Source organism: Pseudomonas oryziphila, from assembly GCF_003940825.1.
GTDB lineage: Bacteria > Pseudomonadota > Gammaproteobacteria > Pseudomonadales > Pseudomonadaceae > Aquipseudomonas > Aquipseudomonas sichuanensis.
Window position 1 is genome coordinate 1,404,665 of the sequence record NZ_CP034338.1, and the last position, 22,994, is coordinate 1,427,658.

Annotated in this window: 24 protein-coding genes; 11 read left to right on the top strand and 13 right to left on the bottom strand. The window is 64.5% G+C overall.

Translation table 11 applies throughout. The features are described from left to right. Nucleotides 1–115 precede the first annotated feature (115 nt). Both EJA05_RS06635 and EJA05_RS06640 read right to left on the bottom strand, forming a co-directional pair. On the bottom strand, nt 116–610 hold the full coding sequence (locus tag EJA05_RS06635; RefSeq protein ID WP_125462966.1) for a SprT family zinc-dependent metalloprotease: 495 nt from the start codon (nt 608–610) through the stop codon (nt 116–118). Between the two features lie 139 nt (nt 611–749). Beyond that, entirely contained in the window at nt 750–1,349 is a 600-nt protein-coding gene (locus tag EJA05_RS06640; RefSeq protein WP_110993012.1) for a Yip1 family protein, read from the bottom strand. 264 nt (nt 1,350–1,613) lie between these two features. On the opposite strand from EJA05_RS06640, the gene ttcA reads away from it, so the two are divergent. Then, on the top strand, nt 1,614–2,438 hold the full coding sequence (gene ttcA / locus EJA05_RS06645; protein WP_125462967.1) for a tRNA 2-thiocytidine(32) synthetase TtcA: 825 nt from the start codon (nt 1,614–1,616) through the stop codon (nt 2,436–2,438). Nucleotides 2,439–2,442: 4 nt separating this feature from the next. Continuing rightward, nucleotides 2,443–3,114 carry a DNA-3-methyladenine glycosylase I gene (locus EJA05_RS06650; protein ID WP_125857712.1) on the top strand — a complete coding sequence of 224 codons (672 nt, stop codon included), beginning with the start codon at nt 2,443–2,445 and terminating at the stop codon, nt 3,112–3,114. Between the two features lie 78 nt (nt 3,115–3,192). Here the strand turns inward: EJA05_RS06650 and EJA05_RS06655 are convergent, their stop codons facing one another. The 3 genes from EJA05_RS06655 to arsC are packed head-to-tail and all read right to left on the bottom strand — an operon-like array spanning nt 3,193 to nt 4,554. Beyond that, the gene (locus EJA05_RS06655; RefSeq protein ID WP_125857713.1) at nt 3,193–3,606 is read right to left on the bottom strand and encodes a DUF2069 domain-containing protein; all 414 of its coding nucleotides are present in this window, start codon (nt 3,604–3,606) and stop codon (nt 3,193–3,195) included. Further along, nucleotides 3,599–4,204, bottom strand: coding sequence for an NAD(P)H:quinone oxidoreductase (gene wrbA / locus EJA05_RS06660; protein WP_125462970.1), 606 nt, complete (start codon nt 4,202–4,204; stop codon nt 3,599–3,601). The genes EJA05_RS06655 and wrbA overlap by 8 nt, the downstream gene beginning before the upstream one ends. Beyond that, complete coding sequence (arsC, locus tag EJA05_RS06665) at nt 4,201–4,554, bottom strand: arsenate reductase (glutaredoxin) (protein ID WP_125462971.1); 354 nt, start codon at nt 4,552–4,554, stop codon at nt 4,201–4,203. The genes wrbA and arsC overlap by 4 nt, the downstream gene beginning before the upstream one ends. Nucleotides 4,555–4,631: 77 nt before the next feature. On the opposite strand from arsC, the gene EJA05_RS06670 reads away from it, so the two are divergent. Next, nucleotides 4,632–5,096 carry a TlpA disulfide reductase family protein gene (locus tag EJA05_RS06670; RefSeq protein ID WP_125462972.1) on the top strand — a complete coding sequence of 155 codons (465 nt, stop codon included), beginning with the start codon at nt 4,632–4,634 and terminating at the stop codon, nt 5,094–5,096. Nucleotides 5,097–5,215: 119 nt separating this feature from the next. On the opposite strand, the gene EJA05_RS06675 is transcribed toward EJA05_RS06670, so the two are convergent. The 4 genes from EJA05_RS06675 to EJA05_RS06690 all read right to left on the bottom strand — a co-directional run bounded on the left by EJA05_RS06675 (nt 5,216) and on the right by EJA05_RS06690 (nt 9,932). Continuing rightward, nucleotides 5,216–5,620 carry an META domain-containing protein gene (locus EJA05_RS06675; protein ID WP_110993018.1) on the bottom strand — a complete coding sequence of 135 codons (405 nt, stop codon included), beginning with the start codon at nt 5,618–5,620 and terminating at the stop codon, nt 5,216–5,218. Next, nucleotides 5,621–6,055 (bottom strand): hypothetical protein, encoded by a 435-nt coding sequence (locus EJA05_RS06680; RefSeq protein WP_125857714.1) that lies wholly within the window; start codon nt 6,053–6,055, stop codon nt 5,621–5,623. It abuts the gene before it with no gap. A gap of 31 nt (nt 6,056–6,086) precedes the next feature. Further along, nucleotides 6,087–7,076, bottom strand: a complete 990-nt coding sequence (locus EJA05_RS06685; protein WP_125857715.1) for a 2-hydroxyacid dehydrogenase — start codon at nt 7,074–7,076, stop codon at nt 6,087–6,089. A gap of 99 nt (nt 7,077–7,175) precedes the next feature. Then, a complete protein-coding gene (locus EJA05_RS06690; protein WP_125857716.1) occupies nt 7,176–9,932 on the bottom strand; it encodes a response regulator in 2,757 nt (918 codons plus the stop codon). Nucleotides 9,933–10,164: 232 nt separating this feature from the next. On the opposite strand from EJA05_RS06690, the gene EJA05_RS06695 reads away from it, so the two are divergent. The 7 genes from EJA05_RS06695 to EJA05_RS06725 all read left to right on the top strand — a co-directional run bounded on the left by EJA05_RS06695 (nt 10,165) and on the right by EJA05_RS06725 (nt 18,493). After that, the gene (locus EJA05_RS06695) at nt 10,165–10,881 is read left to right on the top strand and encodes a response regulator transcription factor (protein ID WP_125857717.1); all 717 of its coding nucleotides are present in this window, start codon (nt 10,165–10,167) and stop codon (nt 10,879–10,881) included. A 2-nt stretch (nt 10,882–10,883) separates the two neighbouring features. After that, nucleotides 10,884–12,293, top strand: a complete 1,410-nt coding sequence (locus tag EJA05_RS06700) for a HAMP domain-containing sensor histidine kinase (RefSeq protein ID WP_125857718.1) — start codon at nt 10,884–10,886, stop codon at nt 12,291–12,293. Nucleotides 12,294–12,387: 94 nt separating this feature from the next. Next, nucleotides 12,388–13,287, top strand: coding sequence for a cysteine synthase CysM (cysM, locus tag EJA05_RS06705; protein ID WP_110993024.1), 900 nt, complete (start codon nt 12,388–12,390; stop codon nt 13,285–13,287). Further along, a complete protein-coding gene (rlmD, locus tag EJA05_RS06710) occupies nt 13,287–14,645 on the top strand; it encodes a 23S rRNA (uracil(1939)-C(5))-methyltransferase RlmD (RefSeq protein ID WP_125857719.1) in 1,359 nt (452 codons plus the stop codon). Before cysM ends, rlmD begins: the two co-directional genes overlap by 1 nt. Nucleotides 14,646–14,743: 98 nt before the next feature. Continuing rightward, a complete protein-coding gene (gene relA / locus EJA05_RS06715) occupies nt 14,744–16,984 on the top strand; it encodes a GTP diphosphokinase (RefSeq protein ID WP_110993026.1) in 2,241 nt (746 codons plus the stop codon). A gap of 107 nt (nt 16,985–17,091) precedes the next feature. Continuing rightward, a complete protein-coding gene (mazG, locus tag EJA05_RS06720; protein ID WP_125462980.1) occupies nt 17,092–17,925 on the top strand; it encodes a nucleoside triphosphate pyrophosphohydrolase in 834 nt (277 codons plus the stop codon). 28 nt (nt 17,926–17,953) lie between these two features. Further along, nucleotides 17,954–18,493, top strand: coding sequence for a DUF2058 domain-containing protein (locus EJA05_RS06725; protein WP_125462981.1), 540 nt, complete (start codon nt 17,954–17,956; stop codon nt 18,491–18,493). A 231-nt stretch (nt 18,494–18,724) separates the two neighbouring features. On the opposite strand, the gene EJA05_RS06730 is transcribed toward EJA05_RS06725, so the two are convergent. The 4 genes from EJA05_RS06730 to purM all read right to left on the bottom strand — a co-directional run bounded on the left by EJA05_RS06730 (nt 18,725) and on the right by purM (nt 21,606). Continuing rightward, entirely contained in the window at nt 18,725–18,907 is a 183-nt protein-coding gene (locus EJA05_RS06730) for a hypothetical protein (protein ID WP_125857720.1), read from the bottom strand. Nucleotides 18,908–19,175: 268 nt separating this feature from the next. Continuing rightward, nucleotides 19,176–19,886 (bottom strand): DUF3108 domain-containing protein, encoded by a 711-nt coding sequence (locus EJA05_RS06735; RefSeq protein ID WP_125462983.1) that lies wholly within the window; start codon nt 19,884–19,886, stop codon nt 19,176–19,178. 8 nt (nt 19,887–19,894) lie between these two features. Continuing rightward, nucleotides 19,895–20,548: a phosphoribosylglycinamide formyltransferase gene (gene purN, locus EJA05_RS06740; RefSeq protein WP_110993031.1), complete on the bottom strand. Its 654-nt coding sequence runs from the start codon at nt 20,546–20,548 to the stop codon at nt 19,895–19,897. Beyond that, nucleotides 20,548–21,606: a phosphoribosylformylglycinamidine cyclo-ligase gene (purM, locus tag EJA05_RS06745; protein WP_125857721.1), complete on the bottom strand. Its 1,059-nt coding sequence runs from the start codon at nt 21,604–21,606 to the stop codon at nt 20,548–20,550. The genes purN and purM overlap by 1 nt, the downstream gene beginning before the upstream one ends. 341 nt (nt 21,607–21,947) lie before the next feature. Between purM and EJA05_RS06750 the strand changes: the two genes are divergently transcribed. Next, nucleotides 21,948–22,994 carry a DUF2066 domain-containing protein gene (locus tag EJA05_RS06750; protein ID WP_125462984.1) on the top strand — a complete coding sequence of 349 codons (1,047 nt, stop codon included), beginning with the start codon at nt 21,948–21,950 and terminating at the stop codon, nt 22,992–22,994.

Sequence of the window (22,994 nt, forward strand, 5' to 3'; positions counted from 1 at the left end):
CTTTTTTGTGCCTGAGATAATGGTGGCGTCTGTACCGGTCCTTTCGCGGGTAAACCCGCTCCCACAAGGTCGACGAAATACCTGTGGGAGCGGGTTTACCCGCGAAGAGGCCCGGTCATTCGACCCGGGTCTCGCCGCTGTACACCAGAATCTCCCGGCACCGCCGGCACAGATAGCGCCGCCCCTGACGCACCAGCTTGTGCCGCTGCGCGGTAAACGGAAATTCACCCTCAGGGCACGGGCAGCGGTAGATGTAGCGCATCGTCACCCGCCGTTGCACCTCATAGTTGTGGCAGCGATTGGGCGGCAGCTCGTACACCCCGCGCATGATCAGCTGCCACTCTTCGCCATGGGCCTGGATACGGTCGCCGAACAGTTGATGGGCGACCAGGTGCGCCACTTCATGGGCCACGGTCTGGCGCAGGAAGTCTTCCTGGTTCTCGCGGTACAGCTGCAGGTTGAAGCGCAGCAGGTTCTCGTGCAGATGTGCGACACCCGCCTTTTGCCCGCGCAGCTTGAAGCTCACTTCCGGGCGCGGGAAGGGACGTTTGAAGAAGGTTTCGGCTTGCTGGTAACAGGTTTCGACGCGTTGCTTGAGCTGCTCGGGCATGGCGGGGTGGTTCTCCTGACCGGGCATTATGCCGCAAGCGCTTCGGGCCTGCCGAGCCACCGGTCAGCAGATGGAACGAGGCCGCCTTGCGGCGGCCTCAGGTGATGCTCCCGTGTCGGGTCGATCTAATAGGTGTGTGCTAGTTGGTGTAGACGGGCCCCACGCCCAGTCCCCAGATGATCACCGTGGCGGCCATGATCGCCACCAGGACCACCAGGCCCACCGCCAGCACCGAACTGGAGAACAGAAAACCTTCATCGGACGGAATGTTCATGAATGTCGGTAGCCCCACATACAGCAAGTAGACCGTGTAGCAGATCGCCGCCGTACCGATCAGCATGCCCAGCCACAAGTGCGGGTAAAGCGCCGCCAGGCCACCAATAAACAGCGGGGTCGCAGTGTAGGTGGCAAAGGCGATGCATTGCGCCATGCTCGGGTTGGCGTCGTAGGTGCGCGCCATCCAGTGGATGAAGGCACCCATCACGGCCACCCCGGCAAGCATCGCCAGGTATGACATGATGCTCATCCAGATCGCGCTTTCCATGGTCAGCATCACTGCCGGGCGCTCGCCGATCACCCAGCCCACCTGGGTGGTGCCGATGAACGCCGAGACGGCGGGGATCGCCGCCAGGATCAGTGTGTGCGTCAGGTACATGTGGCTGATGCTTTCGTCCTCGCCACGGATCTCCCGCCACTCCTGGTCAGGGTGGGTGAACAGCCCTACAACGTGATGAATCATACTGGTCACTCCTATCGTCGTTGCCAAACGCCCCCCAGATGGAGCGCCTGTGGCCCGAGGCCAGGAACATCGATTACTGCGGTCATGTGGCCTTATGTCGCAGTATAGGAAGCCGTTCCCCACACAAAACCGGCTTTTTAGAGCAAATTGCGCTGTCAGGCCCGGTGTTGATTCCCTTGAAGTCTTTATCGGAATGGCCTACAGCGGTGCGCCATTTGTGCGTAAAATATGCGCCTTTTGTCACACCTCGCGGATCCAAGCGCTATGGGCACCCTCTCGGTCAACCAGAACAAACTGCAAAAACGCCTGCGTCGTCTCGCTGGCGAAGCCATCACCGACTACAACATGATCGAGGATGGCGACAAGGTCATGGTCTGCCTGTCCGGCGGCAAGGACAGCTACACCATGCTCGACGTTCTGTTGCACCTGCAGAAGGTGGCGCCGATCAAGTTCGAGATCGTCGCGGTGAACATGGACCAGAAGCAGCCTGGCTTCCCCGAGCACGTGCTGCCGGCCTACCTCAAGGAACTGGGGGTCGAGTACCACATCGTCGAGAAGGACACCTACTCGGTGGTCAAAGAGCTGGTGCCCGAGGGCAAGACCACCTGCTCGCTGTGTTCGCGCCTGCGCCGTGGCACGCTGTACACCTTCGCCGACGAGATCGGCGCGACCAAGATGGCCCTGGGGCACCACCGCGACGACATCGTCGAGACCTTCTTCCTCAACATGTTCTTCAACGGCGCGCTCAAGGGCATGCCGCCGAAGCTGCGCGCCGATGACGGGCGCAACGTGGTGATCCGCCCGCTGGCCTACTGCAGCGAGAAGGACATCCAGGCCTATTCGGACATGAAGGAATTCCCGATCATCCCGTGCAACCTGTGCGGCTCGCAGGAAAACCTGCAGCGCCAGGTGGTCAAGGACATGCTGGTGGAGTGGGAGCGCAAGCACCCGGGCCGTACCGAGAGCATCTTCCGCGCCATGCAGAACGTGGCACCGTCGCAGTTGGCCGACCGCAACCTGTTCGACTTCACCAGCCTTACGATCGACGAAAACGCCACCCCGCGCTTTCTCGACGTGGTGAATCTCTGAGCCCATGCGCGACTACCAGTGGCTGCATGAGTACTGCCTGAATCGCTTCGGCTCGGCCCAGGCCCTGGAGGCCTTCCTGCCGCAGCCGCGCACGCCGGCGCAGTTGCGCGACGTCAGCGACGACCGCTACCTGTCGACCCTGGCCCTGCGCGTGTTCCGCGCCGGGCTCAAGCACAGCCTGGTGGACGCCAAGTGGCCGGCGTTCGAGCAGGTGTTCTTTGGTTTCGACCCGGAGAAGGTCGTGCTGATGGGCGCCGAGCACCTGGAGCGGCTGATGCAGGACGAGCGCATCATCCGCCACCTGGGCAAGCTCAAGAGCGTGCCGCGCAATGCGCAGATGGTGCTGGATGTGGCCAGGGAGAACGGCAGTTTCGGCGCGTTCATCGCCGATTGGCCAGAGACCGACATCGTCGGGCTGTGGAAGTACCTGGCCAAGCACGGTAACCAATTGGGCGGGCTGTCGGCGCCGCGCTTTTTGCGCATGGTCGGCAAGGATACCTTCATCCCCACCGACGACATGGCAGCCGCGCTGATCGCGCAGAAGATCATCGACAAGCCGCCGACCAGCCAGCGCGACCTGGCGTTGGTGCAGCAGGCGTTCAACCAGTGGCACGCCGAGAGCGGGCGGCCGCTGTGCCAGTTGTCGGTGATGCTGGCGCATACCGTCAACCATTGAGATCAGTGGTACTGCCATCGCGGGGCAAGCCCGCTCCCACGCATACCACGTGGGAGCGGGCTTGCCCCGCGATGGTGTTTAGCTCCCTTCGCCGGCCATGCGCCGCTCGATCTGAAACTTCCAGCGCACATACAGCAGCCCGGCTACGAACAACCCCAGGCTCACCAGCACCTCGACCCAGCCAAACACCGCTCGCGCCGGATCGAATGCCGCCAGCACGCCCTTGATGAAGTAGATGTTCACCACGAAGCAGGTCCAGGCATGCGCCCGGGCGCTGCCTTTGAGCATGCCGGGCAACAGCAGCAGCAGGGGGATCAGCTCGACGGCCAGGATCACCCCGACCCGCGCCCCGTGCAGGTCGGCGAACCACAGGTTGTTCACCACCAGCAAGGCGATCAGGCCGAAGAAACAGGCCAGGCTCAAGGCGCGGGTCAGGCGTACCCGTGGCGCCAGCCAGTCCAGTGGCGGCAGTACCTTGGGTTTTTTAGCCACGTTCGCCACCCAGGGCCTTGGCGGTGTTCGCCAGGCGTTGGCCGAGTGCGCGGCACAGGGTGATTTCGTGTTGATCGAGTTCGCGCTTGCCGTCGGCACCGGCATGGTGGCTGGCGCCATACGGGGTGCCGCCGCCGCGGGTTTCCAGCAACGCCGACTCGCTGTAGGGCAAGCCCAGCACCAGCATGCCGTGGTGCATCAGCGGCAGCAGCATCGACAGCAGGGTGGTTTCCTGGCCGCCGTGCAGGCTGGCGGTGGAGGTGAACACCGCCGCCGGCTTGCCCACCAGCTCGCCACCGAGCCACAGGCTGCTGGTGCCGTCGAGGAAGTACTTGAGCGGGGCTGCCATGTTGCCGAAGCGGGTCGGGCTGCCCATGGCCAGGCCGGCGCAATGGCGCAGGTCGTCGAGGGTGGCGTACAGCGCGCCGCTGGCGGGGATGTCCGGAGCCACCGCTTCGCACTCGGTGGAAATCGCCGGCACGGTGCGCAGGCGGGCTTCCACGCCGGCCATCTCGACGCCGCGGGCGATGTGCCGGGCCATCTCGCTGGTCGAGCCGTGGCGGCTGTAATACAGCACCAGGATGTACGGGGCGCTCACGGCAGGATCTCCAGCACTTTCTCCGGCGGGCGGCCAATCACGGCCTTGCTGCCGGCCACCAGAATGGGCCGTTCGATCAGTTTGGGGTGCTGGACCATGGCCTCGATCAGCTGGGCATCGGTCAAGGCCGGGTTGGCCAGGTCGAGGGCCTTGTATTCGTCTTCACCGCTGCGCAGCAGCTGGCGGGCGCCGATGCCCAGTTGGCCAAGCAGTTGCTTGAGGGTGGCCGCGTCTGGCGGGGTTTCCAGATAGCGCACGATGGTGGGCGACAAGCCGCGTGCCTCGAGCAGCTCCAGGGCGCCGCGGGATTTCGAGCAGCGCGGGTTATGATACAGGGTCAGATCGGTCATGACGGGTCGCATCCAGCAGGGTGTGGCGGCTATTCTAACCGACTTCAATGCTTGAAAACTTCGAGAAGGATTGACCCATGGCAAGGCGTTTGGCAGCTGCACTGGCCATCACCGCGAGCCTGTTGCTCGGCGGCTGCGGTGCAGACTACGGTGTGGACCAGCACGGCAATACGGTGAAGAGCGAACAGGTTGACGGGCACTGGCTGGTGCTCAACTACTGGGCCGAATGGTGCGGCCCGTGCCGTACGGAAATTCCCGAACTCAATGCCGCGGCCAAGCAATGGGAGGCCCAGGGCATCAAGGTGCTCGGGGTGAATTTCGACGGCTTGCAGGGCGCCGACCTCAAGGCCGCCGCCGACACCCTGGGCATCGCCTTCACCGTACTTGCCCAGGACCCGGCCGAGCGCTACGAGTTGCCGCGCAGTGAAGCGCTGCCGGTGACTTACATCATCGACGACAAGGGCAAGGTACGTGAGCAGTTGATGGGCGAGCAGACGCTCGAAGGGCTGCAGGCGAAGATCAAGGCGCTCAAGGGCGCTTGACAGCAGTTGCAAGTTTCGAGCTGCAAGCTGCAAGAAAAAGCGCAGGCATCGCGATTTGCTCTTTCTTGCAGCTTGAGGCTTGCAGCTTGCAGCTTGCAGCTTGCAGCTTGCAGCTTCTCTCAGCCTTCTTCAGGCCAGAAGCGCAACGGCTTGCCTTCAGCCGGCCAGAAGCGGATCTGCTCGATCGGCGACACATCCCAGCGCTGTACCGTTTCCAGCGCCTGCAGGAAGCGTTTTTCCTGGTCCATCAAGGCGGGCGCACACAGCTTGCGGGTCTTGCCGACCTTACCGAAGCTCAGTTGCTCGCCGTTCAGCGTGTACGGTGCGAACCAGTGGTTGCAGCCGGCATTGCCGTAGGCGCGGCCATCGTTGGCCAGGGTCAGCGTAAGGTGGCTGTAGTCGATCAGCGGCCGCTCACCGATCCACTCCAGCACATAGCTCTGCTCCTGCTGCAGGGGCGAAGGCTGCGCTGCACAACCCATCAGGCCGCCGGCAATCAGCGCGGCGCTCAACAGCTGTTTCACTCAACCACGCTCCTGACACTGTGGGCACAGGTGCTTGTCGCCCTGGCTGGCCCAGCCCAGCTCCGCCACACGGGCGCTGGCGGCCGGTGCGTGGCCTTTCTTGCCCAGCTTGGCTTCAGCGGCGAACTCGAAATCCAGCACGGCGTCGCAGCTGTCGCACTTGACCTGCCATTCGTGGATTTCCAGCTCGTTGAACACCGGGCCCTTGGCCACGGCGACCCACTGACCGCTCGGGTTGATCAGGTGGCGCACGGTGTCCACGGTCAGGCGCATGGACAGGGTCTTGCTGCCCTTGAGGCTGACCAGCAGCACGTCGTTTTTCTGAATCGAGCCGCCGTTGCCGGTGACCTGGTAACGGCCCGGCACCAGTGCGCGGCATTCGATCAGGGTGTGTTGCGGGTTGAAAAGGGTGTAGCGGAAATCGTGTTCGACCATGGGTCCTCCAGAATTGCCGCGTATCCTAGCATCAACCTTCGACGATGTTCTGCGGATTGCCTGCCGCCCAGCGGGTGATGTTGTCCAGGGTGGTCGCGGCGATGGCATCCAGCGCCTCGCGGGTCAGGAACGCCTGGTGCGCGGTGACGATCACGTTGGGGAAGGTCAGCAGCCGCGCCAGCACATCGTCCTGCAGCGGCTGGTCGGAGCGGTCCTCGAAGAACAGTTGCGCCTCTTCTTCATACACATCCAGCCCCAGGTAGCCGAGCTGGCCGCTTTTGAGCGCATCGATCAGCGCCGGGGTGTCGACCAAGGCGCCGCGGCCGGTGTTGATCAGCATGGCGCCGGGTTGCAGCTGGGCCAGGCTGTGGGCGTTGATCAGGTGCCGGGTGTGTTCGGTCAGTGGGCAGTGCAGGCTGATGATGCGGGCTTCGCGCAGCAGCTCGGGCAGCGTCAGGTAGCGTGCCCCCAGGGCCAGCAGTTCGGGGTTGGGGTAGGGGTCGTAGGCCAGCAGCTGGCAGCCGAAACCGGCCATGATGCGGGCGAACGCCACGCCGATCTGCCCGGTGCCGACCACGCCGACGGTCTTGCCGTGCAGGTCGAAGCCGGTCAGGCCATGCAGGGTGAAGTCACCTTCGCGGGTGCGGTTGTAGGCACGGTGCAGGCGCCGGTTGAGGGCCAGGATCAGGGCCACGGCATGCTCGGCGACGGCGTGCGGCGAGTAGGCGGGCACCCGCACCACCGCCAGCCCCAGGCGCTGCGCCGCGGCCAGGTCGACATGGTTGTAGCCGGCCGAGCGCAGGGCGATCAGGCGCGTGCCGCCAGCCGCCAGGCGCTCCAGCACCGAGGCGTCGAGTTCGTCGTTGATGAACGCGCAGATCACCTCGTAACCGCAGGCCAGGGCCGCCGTGTCGAGGGTCAGGCGCGCGGGCTGGTAGTGCAGCTCCAGGGCCGTGTCTGCGACGGCACGCTCGAAGCTTTCCTGATCGTAGTGCTGGCTGCTGAACAAGAGGGCGCGCATGGCGGTATTCCTTTTATGGCTACGCCGCCAGTCTAGCCAGACGGGCAGGGCGTCTATTGATCTGTATGGGCTGTGGCGGCCTCATCGCGGGATACTCGATCACACGCTGCATTGTGCCTGTTCCGCGAGGCGGACAATTGCCCGGTCCAGCTCATCCAGCGCCTGCTGGGCCTGTGGGTTGTCCTGCTTGAGCAAGGTTTCGCTACGCTGGCAGGCCGCACGCAACTGTGGCACGCCGCAATAGCGCGAGGCGCCGTTGAGCCGATGCACGCGCTCGATCAGGGCGGCGTGGTCTTCTGTTTCACGGGCTGCAAGGATGGCCTCCCGTTCAGACGCCAGCGAGGCCAGCAGCATGGCCAGCATGTCCGCCGCCAGGTCCGGTTTGCCGGCGGCCAGGCGCAGCCCTTCCTCCGGGTCGAGCACCTTCAGTTCGCTGCTGTCGGGCATGCGTTCAGGGCTGCGCTCGGGCTGTGGCGCACCCAGGCTCAGGCCGGTCCATTTCATCACCACCTGGGCCAGCTGGCGCTCACTGATCGGCTTGGTCAGGTAATCGTCCATGCCGCTGTGCAGCAAGGCGCGCTTTTCATTGGCCATGGCGTGCGCGGTCAGGGCGACGATCGGCAGCGCCGGGCCGCTGTGGCTGCTTTCCCAGCGGCGGATCTGTTCGGTGCAGGCTCGCCCGTCCATGCCCGGCATCTGGACATCCATCAGGACCAGATCGAAGGGCTCATCCTGCACGGCCTGGGCCGCCGCGAAGCCGTTGTCCACCGCCAGTACTTCGGCGCCCATGCCTTCAAGCAGGGTCTGTACCAGCAGCAGGTTGGCCGGGTTGTCGTCGACGCACAGCACCTTGGGCATGCGCTCGCCTGTGACATGGCGCTGTTCGCCGAGTGGGCGGCGCGGTTGCACCAGTTCCAGCAGCAGGCGGCGCAGCTTGCGTGTGCAGGTCGGTTTGGCCAGCAACTGGCCATGGGCGTTGGGCAGGTAGGGTTGGTAGAGCGGCTGCTCGGTGGTCGGGCAGAGCACCACGCACTGGCAGCCCTGGCGTTCGAGTTGCTGGTGATAGTGGCCGAGCTGTTCGGGCGAGAGGCTGCCCAGGTTGGTGCCGAGCACGGCGAAATCGAATGGCTGCCCGGCTTGCGCGGCCGCGTGCACGGCCTGCAACAGTTGGTCGTAGGAGGTGAACAGGCAGACCGACAGCCCGCAGTCCTCCAACTGATGCTCCAGGGCCTGGCGCGCCAGGTCATGGCCGTCGACGATGGCCACCCGGCGGCCCAGCAGCGCCTGCAGCGGTTGCTCCTCGATATCGTCGTGGGCCCTGGGCAGGTTGAGGCTGATCCAGAACTGCGAGCCTTCGCCCGGGGTGCTGTCGACGCCGATCTCACCGCCCATCTGCTCGATCAGGCGCTTGGAAATCACCAACCCCAGGCCGGTGCCGCCGGGCTGGCGCGACAGCGAGTTGTCGGCCTGGCTGAAGGCCTGGAACAAGGTGCGTACGTCCTGCGGCGAAAGGCCGATGCCGGTGTCCTGCACGCTGATGCGCAGTTGCACGCTGTCTTCCTGCTCGTCTTCGAGCATGGCGCGTACCACGATCGTACCTTCGCGGGTGAACTTGATCGCGTTGCTCACCAGGTTGGTAAGGATCTGCTTGAGCCGCAGCGGGTCGCCCACCAGCGACAAGGGCGTGTCGCGGTACACCAGGCTGAGCAGCTCCAGCTGCTTGGCGTGGGCCGCCGGGGCGAGGATGGTCAGGGTGTCCTGGATCAGGTCGCGCAGGTTGAACGGGATGCTGTCGAGCACCAGCTTGCCGGCCTCGATCTTGGAGAAGTCGAGGATCTCGTTGATGATCCCCAGCAGGTTGTCGGCGGACTTTTCGATGGTGCCCAGGTAATCGAGCTGGCGTGGGGTCAGCTCGCTTTTCTGCAACAGATGAGTGAAACCCAGGATGCCATTGAGCGGGGTGCGGATCTCATGGCTCATGTTGGCGAGGAACTCGGACTTGATCCGGCTGGCTTCCAGTGCTTCCTTGCGCGCCATGTCCAGCTCGATGTTCTGGATCTCGATGGTTTCCAGGTTCTGGCGCACGTCCTCGGTGGCCTGGTCGATGCTGTGCTGCAGCTCTTCATGAGCGCTGTGCAGGGTTTCGGCCATGCGGTTGATACCCGCGGCCAACTCGTCCAGTTCATGGCTGCCCATGGCCGGCAGGCGTGCGTCGAGGTGGCCGTCCTTGAGCTGGTTGACCGCATGCTTGATGCGGTTGATCGGGCCGTTGATGGTGCGGCCCATGCGCACGGCGAGCAGGGCGGTAAGGCTCAGGCAGGCGAAGATCAGCAGCAGGCTGGTGAACAGGTTGCGGTAGCCGCGCAGCAGGGTGCCGTCGTGGGACAGCTCGATCTCCACCCAGCCGAGCAGCCGCTCGGCCTCGTTGGGCACGGCATCGGTGGCCAGGTCGCGGTGATGGCCGAACACCGGCATCAGGTAGCGGGTGGCGTCATTGCCGGTGCGCTGCAACAGTTGCGTGCCGGTGCCGCCGCTGGGGGGCTGGTTGAGCATGCTCGGGCCGGCGTGTGCCAGGCGCGTGCGGTCGGCGGCAAGAAACGCCACGGCGCGCACGTCGGACTGCTCCAGCGCCTGGGCGGCGATGCGCTCCAACTGCTCCGGGGCCGGGCGGGCCATGGCCGGGGCGGCCAGCGGGGCCAGTTGCTCGGCGATCATCTTGCCGCGTTGCAACAGTTGCGTGCGCAGTTCGTTCTGCTGCAGCCAGGTGAAGTAGCTGCCCAGCACCAGGGCCATCAGGCTGGCTGGCAGCAACGCCAGCAGCAGCACGCGGCTGCGGATTCCCAAACGATCGAGCACACCTGTCTCCTGTCATGTGCCAACGCGCAAGCGCGCTCCAGCGGGAACGTTACTCCGGGCTTGGTGGCAATGCACTCATTTGTATTGGTTTTTGTCTGCCGGGGGCTTACCGCTCTGCGGTTTGCGAGCGCTTGCACGGCCCGCGTCAAGGTTCGCGTCGGTCGTGCAGCGGTTGCCTTGGCAAGACGGTATAGCCAATAATCGCGCAACTGAGAATTGATGGCAGTTGCCAATGAATCCCGTAGCTATTCACGAGTCCAGTATCCTGGCCATCGAGGACGACCCTGTCCTGGGTGCCTATCTGCATGAAGAGTTGCAGCGCGGCGGCTTCCAGGTGACCTGGTGCCGCAACGGTTTGGAAGGGCTGGAGGCCGCCGGGCGGCAGGTGTTCGACCTGGTGTTGATGGATATCCTGCTGCCGGGACTGAACGGCCTGGACGCCTTGGCGCGCCTGCGTCGACACAGCGCCACGCCGGTCATCCTGATGTCGGCGCTGGGGGCCGAGGCGGACCGGATCAGTGGCTTCGAGCGCGGCGCCGACGACTACCTGCCCAAACCCTTCAGCTTTGCTGAACTGCGCGTGCGGATCGAGGCGATCCTGCGCCGGGTGGCTTTCGAGCGTCGCGCCAAGGTGCCGCACGAGGCTGGCGTCGGCCAGCTGCACTTCGACGAGCCACTGTGCGATGTCAGCTTTGAGGGTGCCTGGGCGGGCCTGACCCCCAGCGAATTCCGCCTGCTCGACATCCTCCACCGCAGCCAGGACGAAGTGCTGAGCAAGCCCTTCCTTTATCAGCAAGTGCTGCAACGCGGCTACGCCCGCCATGACCGCAGCCTGGACATGCACGTCAGCCAGATCCGCCGCAAACTCAAGGCCATCGGCTACCACGAGCGGCAGGTCCGCACGGTGTGGGGCAAGGGCTACCTGTTTGGCGCGGGCGAGGCGGACTGAGCGTGCTCGATCGTCATTCGCTGTTCTGGAAGCTGGCCATCCTGCTGGTGGGGTTCTGCCTGTTGATGATCGGCCTGAGTTACACCTGGGGCCGGCACATGGAAACCCAGAACGCCTTCCTCTCCGAGCCGGCCCGCCAGGTATTGCGCGGCTATGCCGCTGAAGCCGAACAAGCCTGGGAAGAAGGTGGGCGGGAGGGGGTGGATCGTTGGCTGGAGGGGATGCATTCGCGCGAAAAGGGTTGGGTCGGCGTACTCGACGGTGACCTCCGGCCGCTGGGTAGCTTCAGCCTGGGCAGCGCCGAAGTTCAGCGCTTGACCCGTTTGCGCGGGGTCGACTGGCCCATGAGCCGACGAAGCATCGGCCAGCCCTGGCTGCGTATACCGTTTTTTGAAGACCCGGACCAGGGCTCGCTGGTGATCGAGTTGCCCGAGCGCTTCAACCCGGGCCAGTACCGCCTTTTCTGGCGGGTGATCACCAACGGAATCATTCCTGGGTTATTCACCCTGCTGTTGTGCGTTGGCCTGTACCGCATGCTGATCGTGCCGCTCAATCAATTGCGCGAGCAGGCCCGCGCCTGGCGTGCCGACCAGCTCACCACGCGGCTCGACTCGCGCACCATCCAGCGCCGTGACGAACTGGGCGAACTGGCCCGGGCCTTCGACCAGATGGCCGAGCGCCTGCAGGGTACCGTGGTGTTGCAGCAGCAGCTGTTGCGCGACCTCTCCCATGAAATGCGCACCCCGTTGAGCCGTTTGCGCGTGGCCTGTGATGGCGAAACCGACCTGCAGCGCCTGCGCGAGCGCGTGCACCGCGAGGTGGACGGCATGCAGCAACTGGTCGAGGACACCCTGCAACTGGCCTGGCAGGATGCCGAGCGTGCACCGATGAACCTGGAGCCGATCCAGTTGCCGGTGTTGTGGGACATGCTCAGCGAAAATGCCTGCTACGAAAGTGGCTGGGCGCCGCAGCGCCTGGTCTGTGCCGTGCCGCTCGACTGCTGGGTGCAGGGCAATCTCAACCACCTGGCCCAGGCGCTGGAGAACATCCTGCGCAATGCCATTCGTCATTCACCGATCGACGGCCAGGTGCGCCTGAGTGGAAAACGCGAAGGCGGCTACTGGCGCATAGACCTCGAAGACGAGGGCGGGGGCGTGGCCGAGGAGGACCTGGAGCGGATCTTCGCGCCGTTCTCGCGGCTCGACGGTTCGCGGCCGGGGGATGGTGGTTTCGGCTTGGGGCTGAGCATTGCCCGCAGTGCCATTCGGCGTCAGGGCGGCAGGGTGTGGGCGGAGAACGGCGAGCGTGGGCTGAGGGTTTGCATGCGCCTGGCGGCGGGTGATTGCGATTCATCGCGGGGCAAGCCTGCTGCCACGAAGTGCGATGCCTCGGGCTCGCTACCAGGCTTATAGCTGACAGCTATAGCGTCCGACAATTGCGTGATATGGCCGCGCGGGGTTTGCCGGTATGATAGGCGCCCCTGCCGTCCGGATTGCGATAACGCCCATGACCCTGCAGTACCCAACCATCGCCGATTGCGTCGGCAACACGCCTCTGGTTCGCCTGCAGCGCATCGCCGGGGCTACCAGCAACACGCTTTTGCTCAAGCTCGAAGGCAACAACCCGGCAGGTTCGGTCAAGGACCGCCCGGCGTTGTCGATGATCACCCGTGCCGAGCTGCGCAATCAGATCAAGCCCGGCGACACCCTGATCGAAGCGACCTCCGGCAACACCGGGATCGCCTTGGCCATGGCGGCGGCGATCAAGGGTTACAAGATGATCCTGATCATGCCGGACAACTCCACCGCCGAACGCAAGGCGGCCATGACTGCTTATGGCGCCGAGTTGATTCTGGTGACCAAGGAAGAGGGCATGGAAGGCGCGCGCGACCTGGCTGAAAAGCTGCAGGCAGAAGGCCGTGGCCTGGTGCTTGACCAGTTCGCCAACGGCGACAACCCGATTGCCCACTACAACAGCACCGGGCCGGAGATCTGGCAACAGACCCAGGGCACCATCACCCATTTCGTCAGTTCCATGGGCACCACCGGTACCATCATGGGCTGCTCGCAGTACCTGAAGGAACAGAACCCGGCGGTGCAGATCATCGGCCTGCAACCGATGGAAGGTTCGGCCATCCCCGGCATCCGCCGCTGGCCCCAGGAATACCTGCCGAAGATCTTCGACGCCACCCGGGTCGACCGCGTGGTCGACATGTCGCAGCAGGAGGCCGAAGAGACCACCCGCCGCCTTGCCCGCGAAGAGGGCATCTTCTGTGGCGTGTCTTCCGGCGGTGCGGTTGCGGCCATGCTGCGCCTGTCCCGTGAAGTCGAGAACGCGGTGATGGTTGCCATCATCTGCGACCGCGGCGACCGTTACCTTTCCACCGGCCTGTTCGATACCAACTGATGTCCAGAAAGAAAAGCAACAGCGGCCTGCGCTTCCAGCCGGCCGGCGGTGACCGTAGCACCCAGGTGCCCGTGGGCAAGAAGCAGCGCCTGCAGATCGAGCGCCTGGCCGGTGATGGTCGCGGCATCGCCTTCGTCGAGGGGCGCACCTGGTTCGTCAGCGGTGCGCTGGGCGGCGAAGAGGTTGAAGCGCGGGTGCTCGCGGCCCGCGGCAAGGTAGTCGAGGCGCGCCTTGAGCGTGTGTTCCAGGCCAGCCCCGAGCGTCGCCAGGCGCCGTGCAAACATTACCAGCGCTGCGGTGGCTGCAGCCTGCAGCACCTGCCCCATGACGGCCAGCTGGCGCTCAAGCAGCGTACCCTCGCCGAGCAGTTGCAGCGTGTCGCCGGCATCCAGCCGGAGGAGTGGGCCGCGCCCCTGAGCGGGCCTGAGTTCGGCTATCGACGCCGGGCGCGGGTGGCCGTACGCTGGGACGCCAAGGCCCGTCAACTGGACGTGGGCTTTCGTGCCGAGGCCAGCCAGGACATCGTCGCCATCGACGAGTGCCCGGTACTGGTACAACCCTTGCAATCGATTTTCCGCCACTTGCCGACCGTACTGCGCAGCTTGAGCAAGCCGCAGGCACTGGGGCATGTGGAGCTGTTCAGCGGCAGTGCCGAAGCGGTACTGGTGCGCCATGTGGCGGCCCTTCCTGCTGAAGACCTGGCGCGCCTCGAGGCATTCTGCCGCGAGGCCGGCGCCCAGTTGTGGCTGCAGGGCGAAGGCGACCCGGCACCGGTGGATGACGCAAATGAGCTGGGTTTTGCCCTGGATCCTTGGGCGTTGCAACTGGCCTGGCGGCCAGGCGACTTCGTGCAGGTCAATGCCCAGGTCAACACCCTGATGATCCAGCAGGCCCTGGCCTGGCTGGCGCCGCAGGCGGATGAGCGGGTGCTGGACCTGTTCTGTGGCCTGGGCAACTTCGCCTTGCCGTTGGCCCGGCAGGCGCGGGAAGTGGTGGCAGTCGAAGGTGTGCAGGCCATGGTCGAGCGCGCCGAGGCCAATGCCCGCAGCAACAATGTGCATAACGCACGATTTTTTCAGGCCGATTTATCGCAGCCTTTGGCGGGCGCCGGATGGGTCGCCGAGGGCTTTTCTGCGGTACTCTTGGATCCACCGCGCGACGGGGCTTACGAGGTGGTGCAAGGCATCGCTCGGCTCGGCGCGAAACGGCTGGTCTACGTATCGTGCAACCCGGCCACGCTGGCGCGAGACGCGCAGGTGCTGGTCGGGCAGGGGTACCGGTTAAAAAGGGCCGGGATTCTCGACATGTTTCCTCAGACGGCGCATGTCGAGGCCATGGCGTTATTCGAAGTGGGCTAGCGAGCCTGGTCTTCTGGTGCGGCCCTCAAGGAACGAGGGCGGCACAGGTGATAACCAGCGCACCCGCGTGGTGCGCTGTATGGAAAGGTAAAGCAAAGATGGTACAGGTGAGAGTGCACCAGCCGGTCAACAACGACGGCAGTATCAATCTCGAAGCATGGCTCGATCATGTGGTGAGCGTCGATTCGCAGCTCGATCGCGCGGCGCTCAAAGAGGCCTGTGAGTTCGCCCAGGAAATCGAGAAAAAGGGCAACCCGGCCAAGCATTCCTGGGCCGATGGCACCTCCAGTTTCCAGGCGGGCCTGGAGATCGCCGAAATCCTCGCCGACCTCAAGCTCGACCAGGATTCGCTGATGGCTGCGGTCATCTATCGCTCGGTGCGCGAAGGCAAGGTGACGGTGGCCGAAGTTGGCCAGCGTTTCGGCCCGGTGGTGTCCAAGCTGATCGACGGCGTGCTGCGCATGGCGGCCATCAGTGCCAGCCTCAGCCCGCGCCAGTCGCTGGTGCTGGGCTCGCAGGCGCAGGTCGAGAACCTGCGCAAGATGCTGGTGGCCATGGTCGACGATGTGCGGGTGGCGCTGATCAAGCTCGCCGAACGCACCTGCGCCATTCGTGCGGTGAAGTCCGCCGACGATGAAAAGCGCCTGCGGGTGGCCCGCGAGGTGTTCGATATCTATGCACCGCTGGCCCACCGCCTGGGCATCGGCCATATCAAGTGGGAACTGGAAGACCTTTCGTTCCGCTACCTCGAGCCTGACCAGTACAAGCAGATCGCCAAGCTCCTGCACGAGCGCCGGCTGGACCGCGAGCGCTTCATCAGCGACGTGATGAACCAACTGCAGAACGAGCTGCTGGCCACCGGCGTCAACGCCGACATCAGTGGCCGGGCGAAACACATCTATTCGATCTGGCGCAAGATGCAGCGCAAGGGCCTGGAGTTCAGCCAGATCTACGACGTGCGTGCGGTACGCGTGCTGGTGCCGGAAGTGCGCGACTGCTACACCGCGCTGGGCATCGTGCACACCCTGTGGCGGCACATCCCCAAGGAGTTCGACGACTATATCGCCAACCCCAAGGAAAACGGCTACCGCTCGTTGCACACCGCGGTGATCGGTCCCGAGGGCAAGGTGCTGGAAGTGCAGATCCGCACCCACGCCATGCACGAAGAGGCCGAGCTTGGGGTGTGCGCCCACTGGCGCTACAAGGGCACTGACGTCAAGCCCAGCTCCAACCACTACGAAGAGAAGATTTCCTGGCTGCGCCAGGTGCTCGAATGGCATGAAGAACTGGGTGACATCGGCGGCCTGGCCGAACAGCTGCGGGTCGATATCGAGCCGGACCGGGTCTATGTGTTCACCCCCGACGGCCATGCCATCGACCTGCCCAAGGGCGCCACGCCGCTGGACTTCGCCTACCGCGTGCACACCGAGATCGGCCACAACTGCCGGGGCGCCAAGATCAACGGGCGCATCGTGCCGCTCAACTACAGCCTGCAGACCGGCGAGCAGGTGGAGATCATCACCAGCAAGCACGGCAATCCGAGCCGTGACTGGCTGAACTCCAACCTCGGTTACGTGACCACCTCGCGGGCTCGGGCGAAGATCGTCCACTGGTTCAAGCTGCAGGCGCGCGACCAGAACGTCGCTGCCGGCAAGACCCTGATCGAGCGCGAGCTTAGCCGCCTGGGGCTGCCGCAGGTGGACTTCGAGCGCCTCGCCGAGAAGGCCAACGTCAAGACCGCCGAAGACATGTTCGCCGCCCTCGGTGCCGGCGACCTGCGCCTGGCGCACATGGTCAACGCCGCCCAGCAGTTGCTCGAGCCCGAGCGCATCGAGCAGGTAGAACTGGTGCCGCGCCAGGCTCGGGGCATTCGCGCGGGCAAGCGCAACGACATCCAGATCCAGGGCGTCGGCAACCTGCTCACGCAGATGGCCGGCTGCTGCCAGCCGCTGCCGGGCGATGCCATCGTCGGTTACATCACCCAGGGCCGCGGCGTGAGCATTCACCGCCAGGACTGCGCCTCGGTGCTGCAACTGGCGGGCAAGGAGCCGGAGCGGATCATCCAGGTCAGCTGGGGGCCGATCCCGGTGCAGACCTACCCGGTCGACATCGTCATCCGTGCCTACGACCGCCCGGGGCTGCTGCGCGACGTGTCGCAGGTGCTGCTCAACGAGAAGATCAACGTGCTGGCGGTCAACACCCGCTCGAACAAGGAAGACAACACCGCCTTGATGTCGCTGACCATCGAGATCCCTGGCCTGGATGCCCTCGGGCGCCTGCTCGGCAGGATCTCGCAGTTGCCGAACATCATCGAGACGCGGCGTAACCGTACCCCTTGAGAACGAGGTGGCTTCTTCGCGGGTAAACCCGCTCCTACAGGTAGGTCGCAAACCTCTGTGGGAGCGGGTTTACCCGCGAAGCAGGCGCCGCCGAAGGACCTGCATTCATGACCTACACCCTCGACGACCTGCTGCACCTCATGGCCCGCCTGCGCGACCCGCAATATGGCTGCCCGTGGGACCTCAAGCAGGACTACGCCAGCATCGTCCAGCACACCATCGAAGAAGCCTACGAAGTCGCCGATACCATCGAGCGGGGTGATTTCGCCCACCTGCAGGGTGAGCTGGGCGACCTGCTGTTCCAGGTGGTCTACTACAGCCAGCTGGCGCGAGAAGAAGGGCGTTTCGAGTTCTCCGGCGTGGTCGACTCGATTACCCGCAAGCTGGTTCGTCGCCACCCCCATGTGTTCCCCACCGGCGAGCTCTATGCTCCGGTCGATACGCCCTCGTTGAGCGAGGCCCAGGTCAAGTCGCGCTGGGAAGAGATCAAGGCCGAAGAACGTGCCGAAAATAGCGAGCCCGAGCAATTGTCGCTGCTCGACGATGTGCCGGCCGCACTGCCGGCACTGTCCCGCGCCGCCAAGCTGCAAAAGCGCGCGGCCACGGTCGGCTTCGACTGGCCCGACGCGCTGCCGGTGCTGGACAAGGTGCGCGAAGAGCTCGACGAAGTGCTGCAGGCGATGGCCGATGGTGACAGCGATGCGCTGGAGGACGAACTGGGCGACCTGCTGTTCGCCACCGTCAACCTGGCCCGGCACCTCAAGCACGACCCGGAAAACGCCCTGCGCCGCGCCAACCGCAAATTCGAGCGGCGTTTCCGTTTTATCGAACAGGCATTGCGCGAGCAGGGCCTGAACATCCAAGATCGTACCCTCGACGAGCTGGACGCCCTATGGGGCGAGGCCAAGCGTCAGGAAAAGAACCTGCCCAGCTGTGGCTGAGCCGATGCATAAGTGAGTAAAGACACCCATGAGCCTTTCCCTTCGCGACCAGTTGCTCAAAGCCGGCCTGGTCAACCAGAAACAGGTTTCCCAGACCAACAAGGCTGAGAAAAAACAGAAGCGCCTGGAGCACAAAGGCCAGGTCGAGGTGGACGACAGCCAGCAACGCCTGGCCAAGGAAGCCCTGGCCGAAAAGGCCAGGAAAGACCAGGAGCTGAACCGCCAGGTCCAGGAAAAGGCCGAGCAGAAAGCCCGCGCCGCGCAGATCAAGCAGTTGATCGAGGCCACCCGCCTGCCCAAGCTCACCACCGAGGACTATTTCAACTTCGTCGATGACAAGAAGGTCAAGCGCATCGCCGTCAACGCCCTGATGCGCAGCAAGTTGAGCAACGGTGCGCTGGCGATCGTCGGCCATGCCGGCGGCTACGAAGTGATCCCGCGTGAAGCGGCAGTGAAGATCCAGGAACGCGACCCGCAGCGTATCCTGCTGCTCAACACCCATGTCGAAGAGGCGGACGAGGATGATCCGTACGCCGCTTACAAGATCCCTGACGATCTGATGTGGTAAGCATGAAAAACCCCGCCTAGGCGGTAATGTCAGTCAGTTAACCTTTCATCGACACTCATGGGGCTGTTTTGTAGCCCTTCGCGGGTCAACCCGCTCCCACAGGATTGCGCAATGCTTGAAACTGGCGCGAAACCTGTGGGAGCGGGTTTACCCGCGAAGGGCCGCAAAGCGGCCCCAATTGGCTTAACTGACCGGCATTAGCCTAGGCGGTTTTTTTGTTTGAAGGCGGTGTCACTGGGTGGTGCGCTGGTTTTCCAGGATTTCCAGTTCGCTGCGGTACTGCTGGGCCAGGTGTTCTTCGTGGAACATGCCGACCAGTTGGCCCTGTTGGTGCACGTCCCAGATCCGCACGCCAGCGGCCAGGCCTTCGTGGGACATTTTCGATTCGTCGCGTTCGGTTACTTGAACTGTCATCGTCAAACTCCACTGCTTGATGGGCTGCGGCACTGTGTCGCAGGCCTTCTTTATAGAATTTGTTAGCAGGCTAAGTAAATTAAACGGCGATGAAACAAGTTTCATCCAATGACCTCATCGCGGGGCAAGTCGCATCGGCGCACCGCCGCTCCCATGGGAACCACATGGCGCGTGGGAGCGGGCTTGCCCCGCGATGAAGTCACGTGAAACGCCCAGGCAAAAAGAAGCCCCGCACAAGGCGGGGCTTCCGGTGCTACTGGGGCAGCGATCAGTTGCCCTTGACCGCCTTGCCATCGACCGTGCCGTCCTGCAGCACGATCACGTACTCCTTGCCGTCGGTCTCGACCTGGCGCAGTTGCACCAGCAGGTAGTCCCAGTTCTTGGCGAACCACAGCTCGGTGATGCGCTTGCTCTGGCTCGGGTCGCGTACGCGCTCGACCTTGATCGCATCGACCTGGCCGGCCTTGGTCGCCACCTTCTCGGTGCCCAGTACGCGGAAGTCGTAGGTGTCGATCTCGTCACCGTCGACCACCTGGTAGGTCATGCTCTTCTTGCCGGCGGCCACGTCATGCTGCAGCGCCAATTGGTAGGACGACTTGTCCAGCACGCCGCGGTTGAGCGGCAGGTTGATCGCGTCGCCACGGTCGCTGCCGGTGACCTTCTTGCCGTTCCAGTCGAAGCTGAGGTCGACTTTTTTCGCCTTGCCCAGGCCGCCGCGCTCGAAGTGGTACTTCTGCGGCAGCAGGGTGTCGTTGTCGAGCTTGAGGGTGCTTTGCTCGGTGAGGCTGGCGATCATCATGGAAGCCTTGAAATTAAGGTCCCAGGTACCGTTGGCGTTCTTCACCAGGCTGCGCTCGGCAGTGCCGCTCATGGGCAGTTGCTTCCAGTCAGCCGTGTAGCTGGCCGCGAAAGGCTTCAGATCAGCTGCCTGGAGGGGCAGGGCGAGCACGGCGAGAGCCAAGAGCAGGGCGCGACGCATAAATTCTCCTAGGATCGAATCAAGTGACCGCTGGCCGCCAGCGGCTGGCCATCCAGTAATGCACCCTGTTCGCCCAGACGCAAGCGCCCTTCGCCGAACCAGCGCACCGCCAGCGGGTAGATCTGGTGTTCCTGCAGGTGCACGCGCTGGGCGAGCGACTGCTCGGTGTCGTCCGTTGCAACCGGAACCACAGCCTGTACGACCAAAGGCCCGCCGTCGAGTTCCTCGGTGACGAAGTGCACGCTGCAGCCGTGCTCGGCATCGCCAGCCTCCAGCGCACGCCGGTGGGTGTGCAGGCCTTTATACCTGGGCAACAGTGACGGATGTATGTTGAGCAGGCGGCCCTGGTAGTGGCGTACAAAGCCGCCACTGAGAATGCGCATGAAGCCGGCCAGTACCACCAGATCGGGCTCGAAGCCGTCGATCAGCGCCATCAGCGCCGCATCGAAGGCTTCGCGGCCGTCGAAACCCTGGTGCTCGAGCAGCGCGGTGTCGATACCGGCTGCCTTGGCACGTTCCAGGCCGTAGGCGTCGGCGCGGTTGGAAATCACCGCGCGGATGCGTACCGGGCTGTCACTGGCGCTGGTGTTGTCGATCAGCGCTTGCAGGTTGCTGCCGGAGCCCGACAGCAATACCACGACGTTGCAGGTCTTGCTCGGCATCAGTGTGCCTTGAGGTTCTGCAGCTCGACCTGAGCGGCGCCTTCGGCGGCTTCGGCGATGTGGCCGATCACCCAAGGCTGCTCACCGGCGGCGCGCAGTTCGTTCAGGGCAGCTTCGACCTGATCCTGGGCGACACAGATGACCATGCCGACGCCGCAGTTCAGTACGCGGTGCATCTCGTGCTCGTCGACGTTGCCTTTTGCCTGCAGGAAGTCGAACACCGCCGGGCGCTGCCAGCTGGCCACATCGACCACGGCCTGGGCGTTTTTCGGCAGTACGCGCGGGATGTTGTCCAGCAGGCCGCCGCCGGTGATGTGGGCCATGGCCTTGACCGCGCCGGTGTTCTTGATCAGTTGCAGCAGCGGCTTGACGTAGATGCGGGTCGGCGCCATCAGCAGGTCGGTCAGCGGTTTGCCGTCGAGCTGGGTGTTTTCGATGTCGGTACCGGACACTTCGAGGATCTTGCGGATCAGCGAGTAGCCGTTGGAGTGCGGGCCGGAGGACGGCAGGGCGAGCAGGGCGTCGCCGGTGGCGACTTTAGAGCCGTCGATGATCTCGGCTTTTTCCACCACGCCGACGCAGAAGCCGGCCAGGTCGTAGTCTTCGCCTTCGTACATGCCTGGCATTTCGGCGGTTTCACCACCGACCAGCGAGCAGCCGGCCAGTTCGCAACCGGCGCCGATGCCGGTAACCACGGTGGCGGCCACGTCGACATTGAGCTTGCCAGTGGCGTAGTAGTCGAGGAAGAACAGCGGCTCGGCGCCGCACACCACCAGGTCGTTGACGCACATGGCGACCAGGTCCTGGCCGATGCTGTCGTGCTTGTTCAGGTTCAGTGCCAAGCGCAGCTTGGTGCCGACACCGTCGGTGCCGGAGACCAGTACCGGCTGTTTGTAGCCGGCCGGGATCTCGCAGAGGGCGCCGAAGCCGCCCAGGCCACCCATGACTTCAGGGCGTGCGGTGCGCTTGGCGACGCCCTTGATGCGTTCGACCAGTGCTTCGCCGGCGTCGATGTCTACACCGGCGTCCTTGTAGCTCAGGGAGGGTTGCTTGCTCATTGATCCAGGCCTTTAAGAGGGAGGGATTCTTGGAAAACGACCGGGACGGCCAAGGCCGGCTTCAAAAGCGGCGGCTGCCTGTACGTCACTGGTCTGCGAAGGCGCGCGATTTTATCAGGGTTGCCCCGAAGCGGCCATCCTCAGGCCGACGGGCAGGCCGGAAATCTGGGCAAAAAAGCGCTTTCACGGTGCGCGACTGGTTGCCGCGGCGGTGCCTGTATAAGGTATAGGCATCGTGACGAGCTCAATGGGCCGCGGCAGCGGAGCATTTCTCTGCGTTGCGCGGTCACAACCGGCAGGTCCGGGCTCGTCGCTCGTGGTCATCTGGACAGGAATCCTCAATGCGTCTTTTCAATTACATCGCGGCCGGGTGCCTGGTGCTGGTCGGCGCTGCGGCGCAGGCCGAAACCGTCACCGGGCTGTATCAGGTCCGCGAACCTGTCGAAGGGCAGGGCGCCGATGCCCGCGCCCAGGCTACCAGCAAGGCCCTGGACACCTTGGTGCTGCGCCTGACCGGCGACCCCAAGGCGGCGCAGAGCCCGGCCTTGGCAGCCCTGCGCAAGGATCCCCAGCAAATCATCAATCAGGTCGGCACCGAGGCCGGGCCCCCCGAGGCGCTGCTGGTCGAGTTCGACCCCGGCAGTACTGAACGCGCGCTGCGCCAGGCGGGCCTGGCGTTGTGGGGCAACAACCGGCCGTCGATCATCGGCTGGTGGCTCTACGACAGTGTCGAGGGCAGCAACCTGGTCGGCGATGGCCAGGCCGCCGCCGAACCGCTGCGCCGTGCCGCCCAGCACCGTGGCTTGCCGCTGCGCCTGCCGCTGGCCGACCTGCAGGAGCAACTGGTGGCCAACGCCAAACAGCTCGAGGGCAATGACCCTGCGCCGCTGCGCGAGGCGTCCGAGCGTTACGGCGCCAATGCCTTGCTGGCGGTGCATGCCCATGAGGCCGACGGCAAGTGGCAAGGCAAGTGGCAACTGTGGCTGGGCGACCAGCGTGAGCAGGGCAACGCCGAAGGTGCCGACCAGGCCGCCCTGGCCGATGCCGTGCTGCTGGCCGTGAGCAACCGCCTGGCGCCGCGCTATGTGACCCGCCCCGGCGCCAGCAGTGACCTGCAGGTGCAAGTGCAGGGCATGAACTTGCAGCGCTATGCCGAACTGAGCCGCGTGCTCGAACCTTACGGCGCCCGTTTGCAGATGGCCGATGGCGCCACCCTGACCTACGGTGTCACCGGCAACCGTGAGCAGCTGCGGGCGCAACTGGGCCTGGCCAAGTTGCAGGAGTTGCCTGCCGAGGCCACGCCGGCACCTGCGCCCCAGGGCGAGCCGGGCGCGACACCCCCTACCACTGCAGCCAAGCCGTTCGATGGCTTGCGTTTTCGCTGGTAA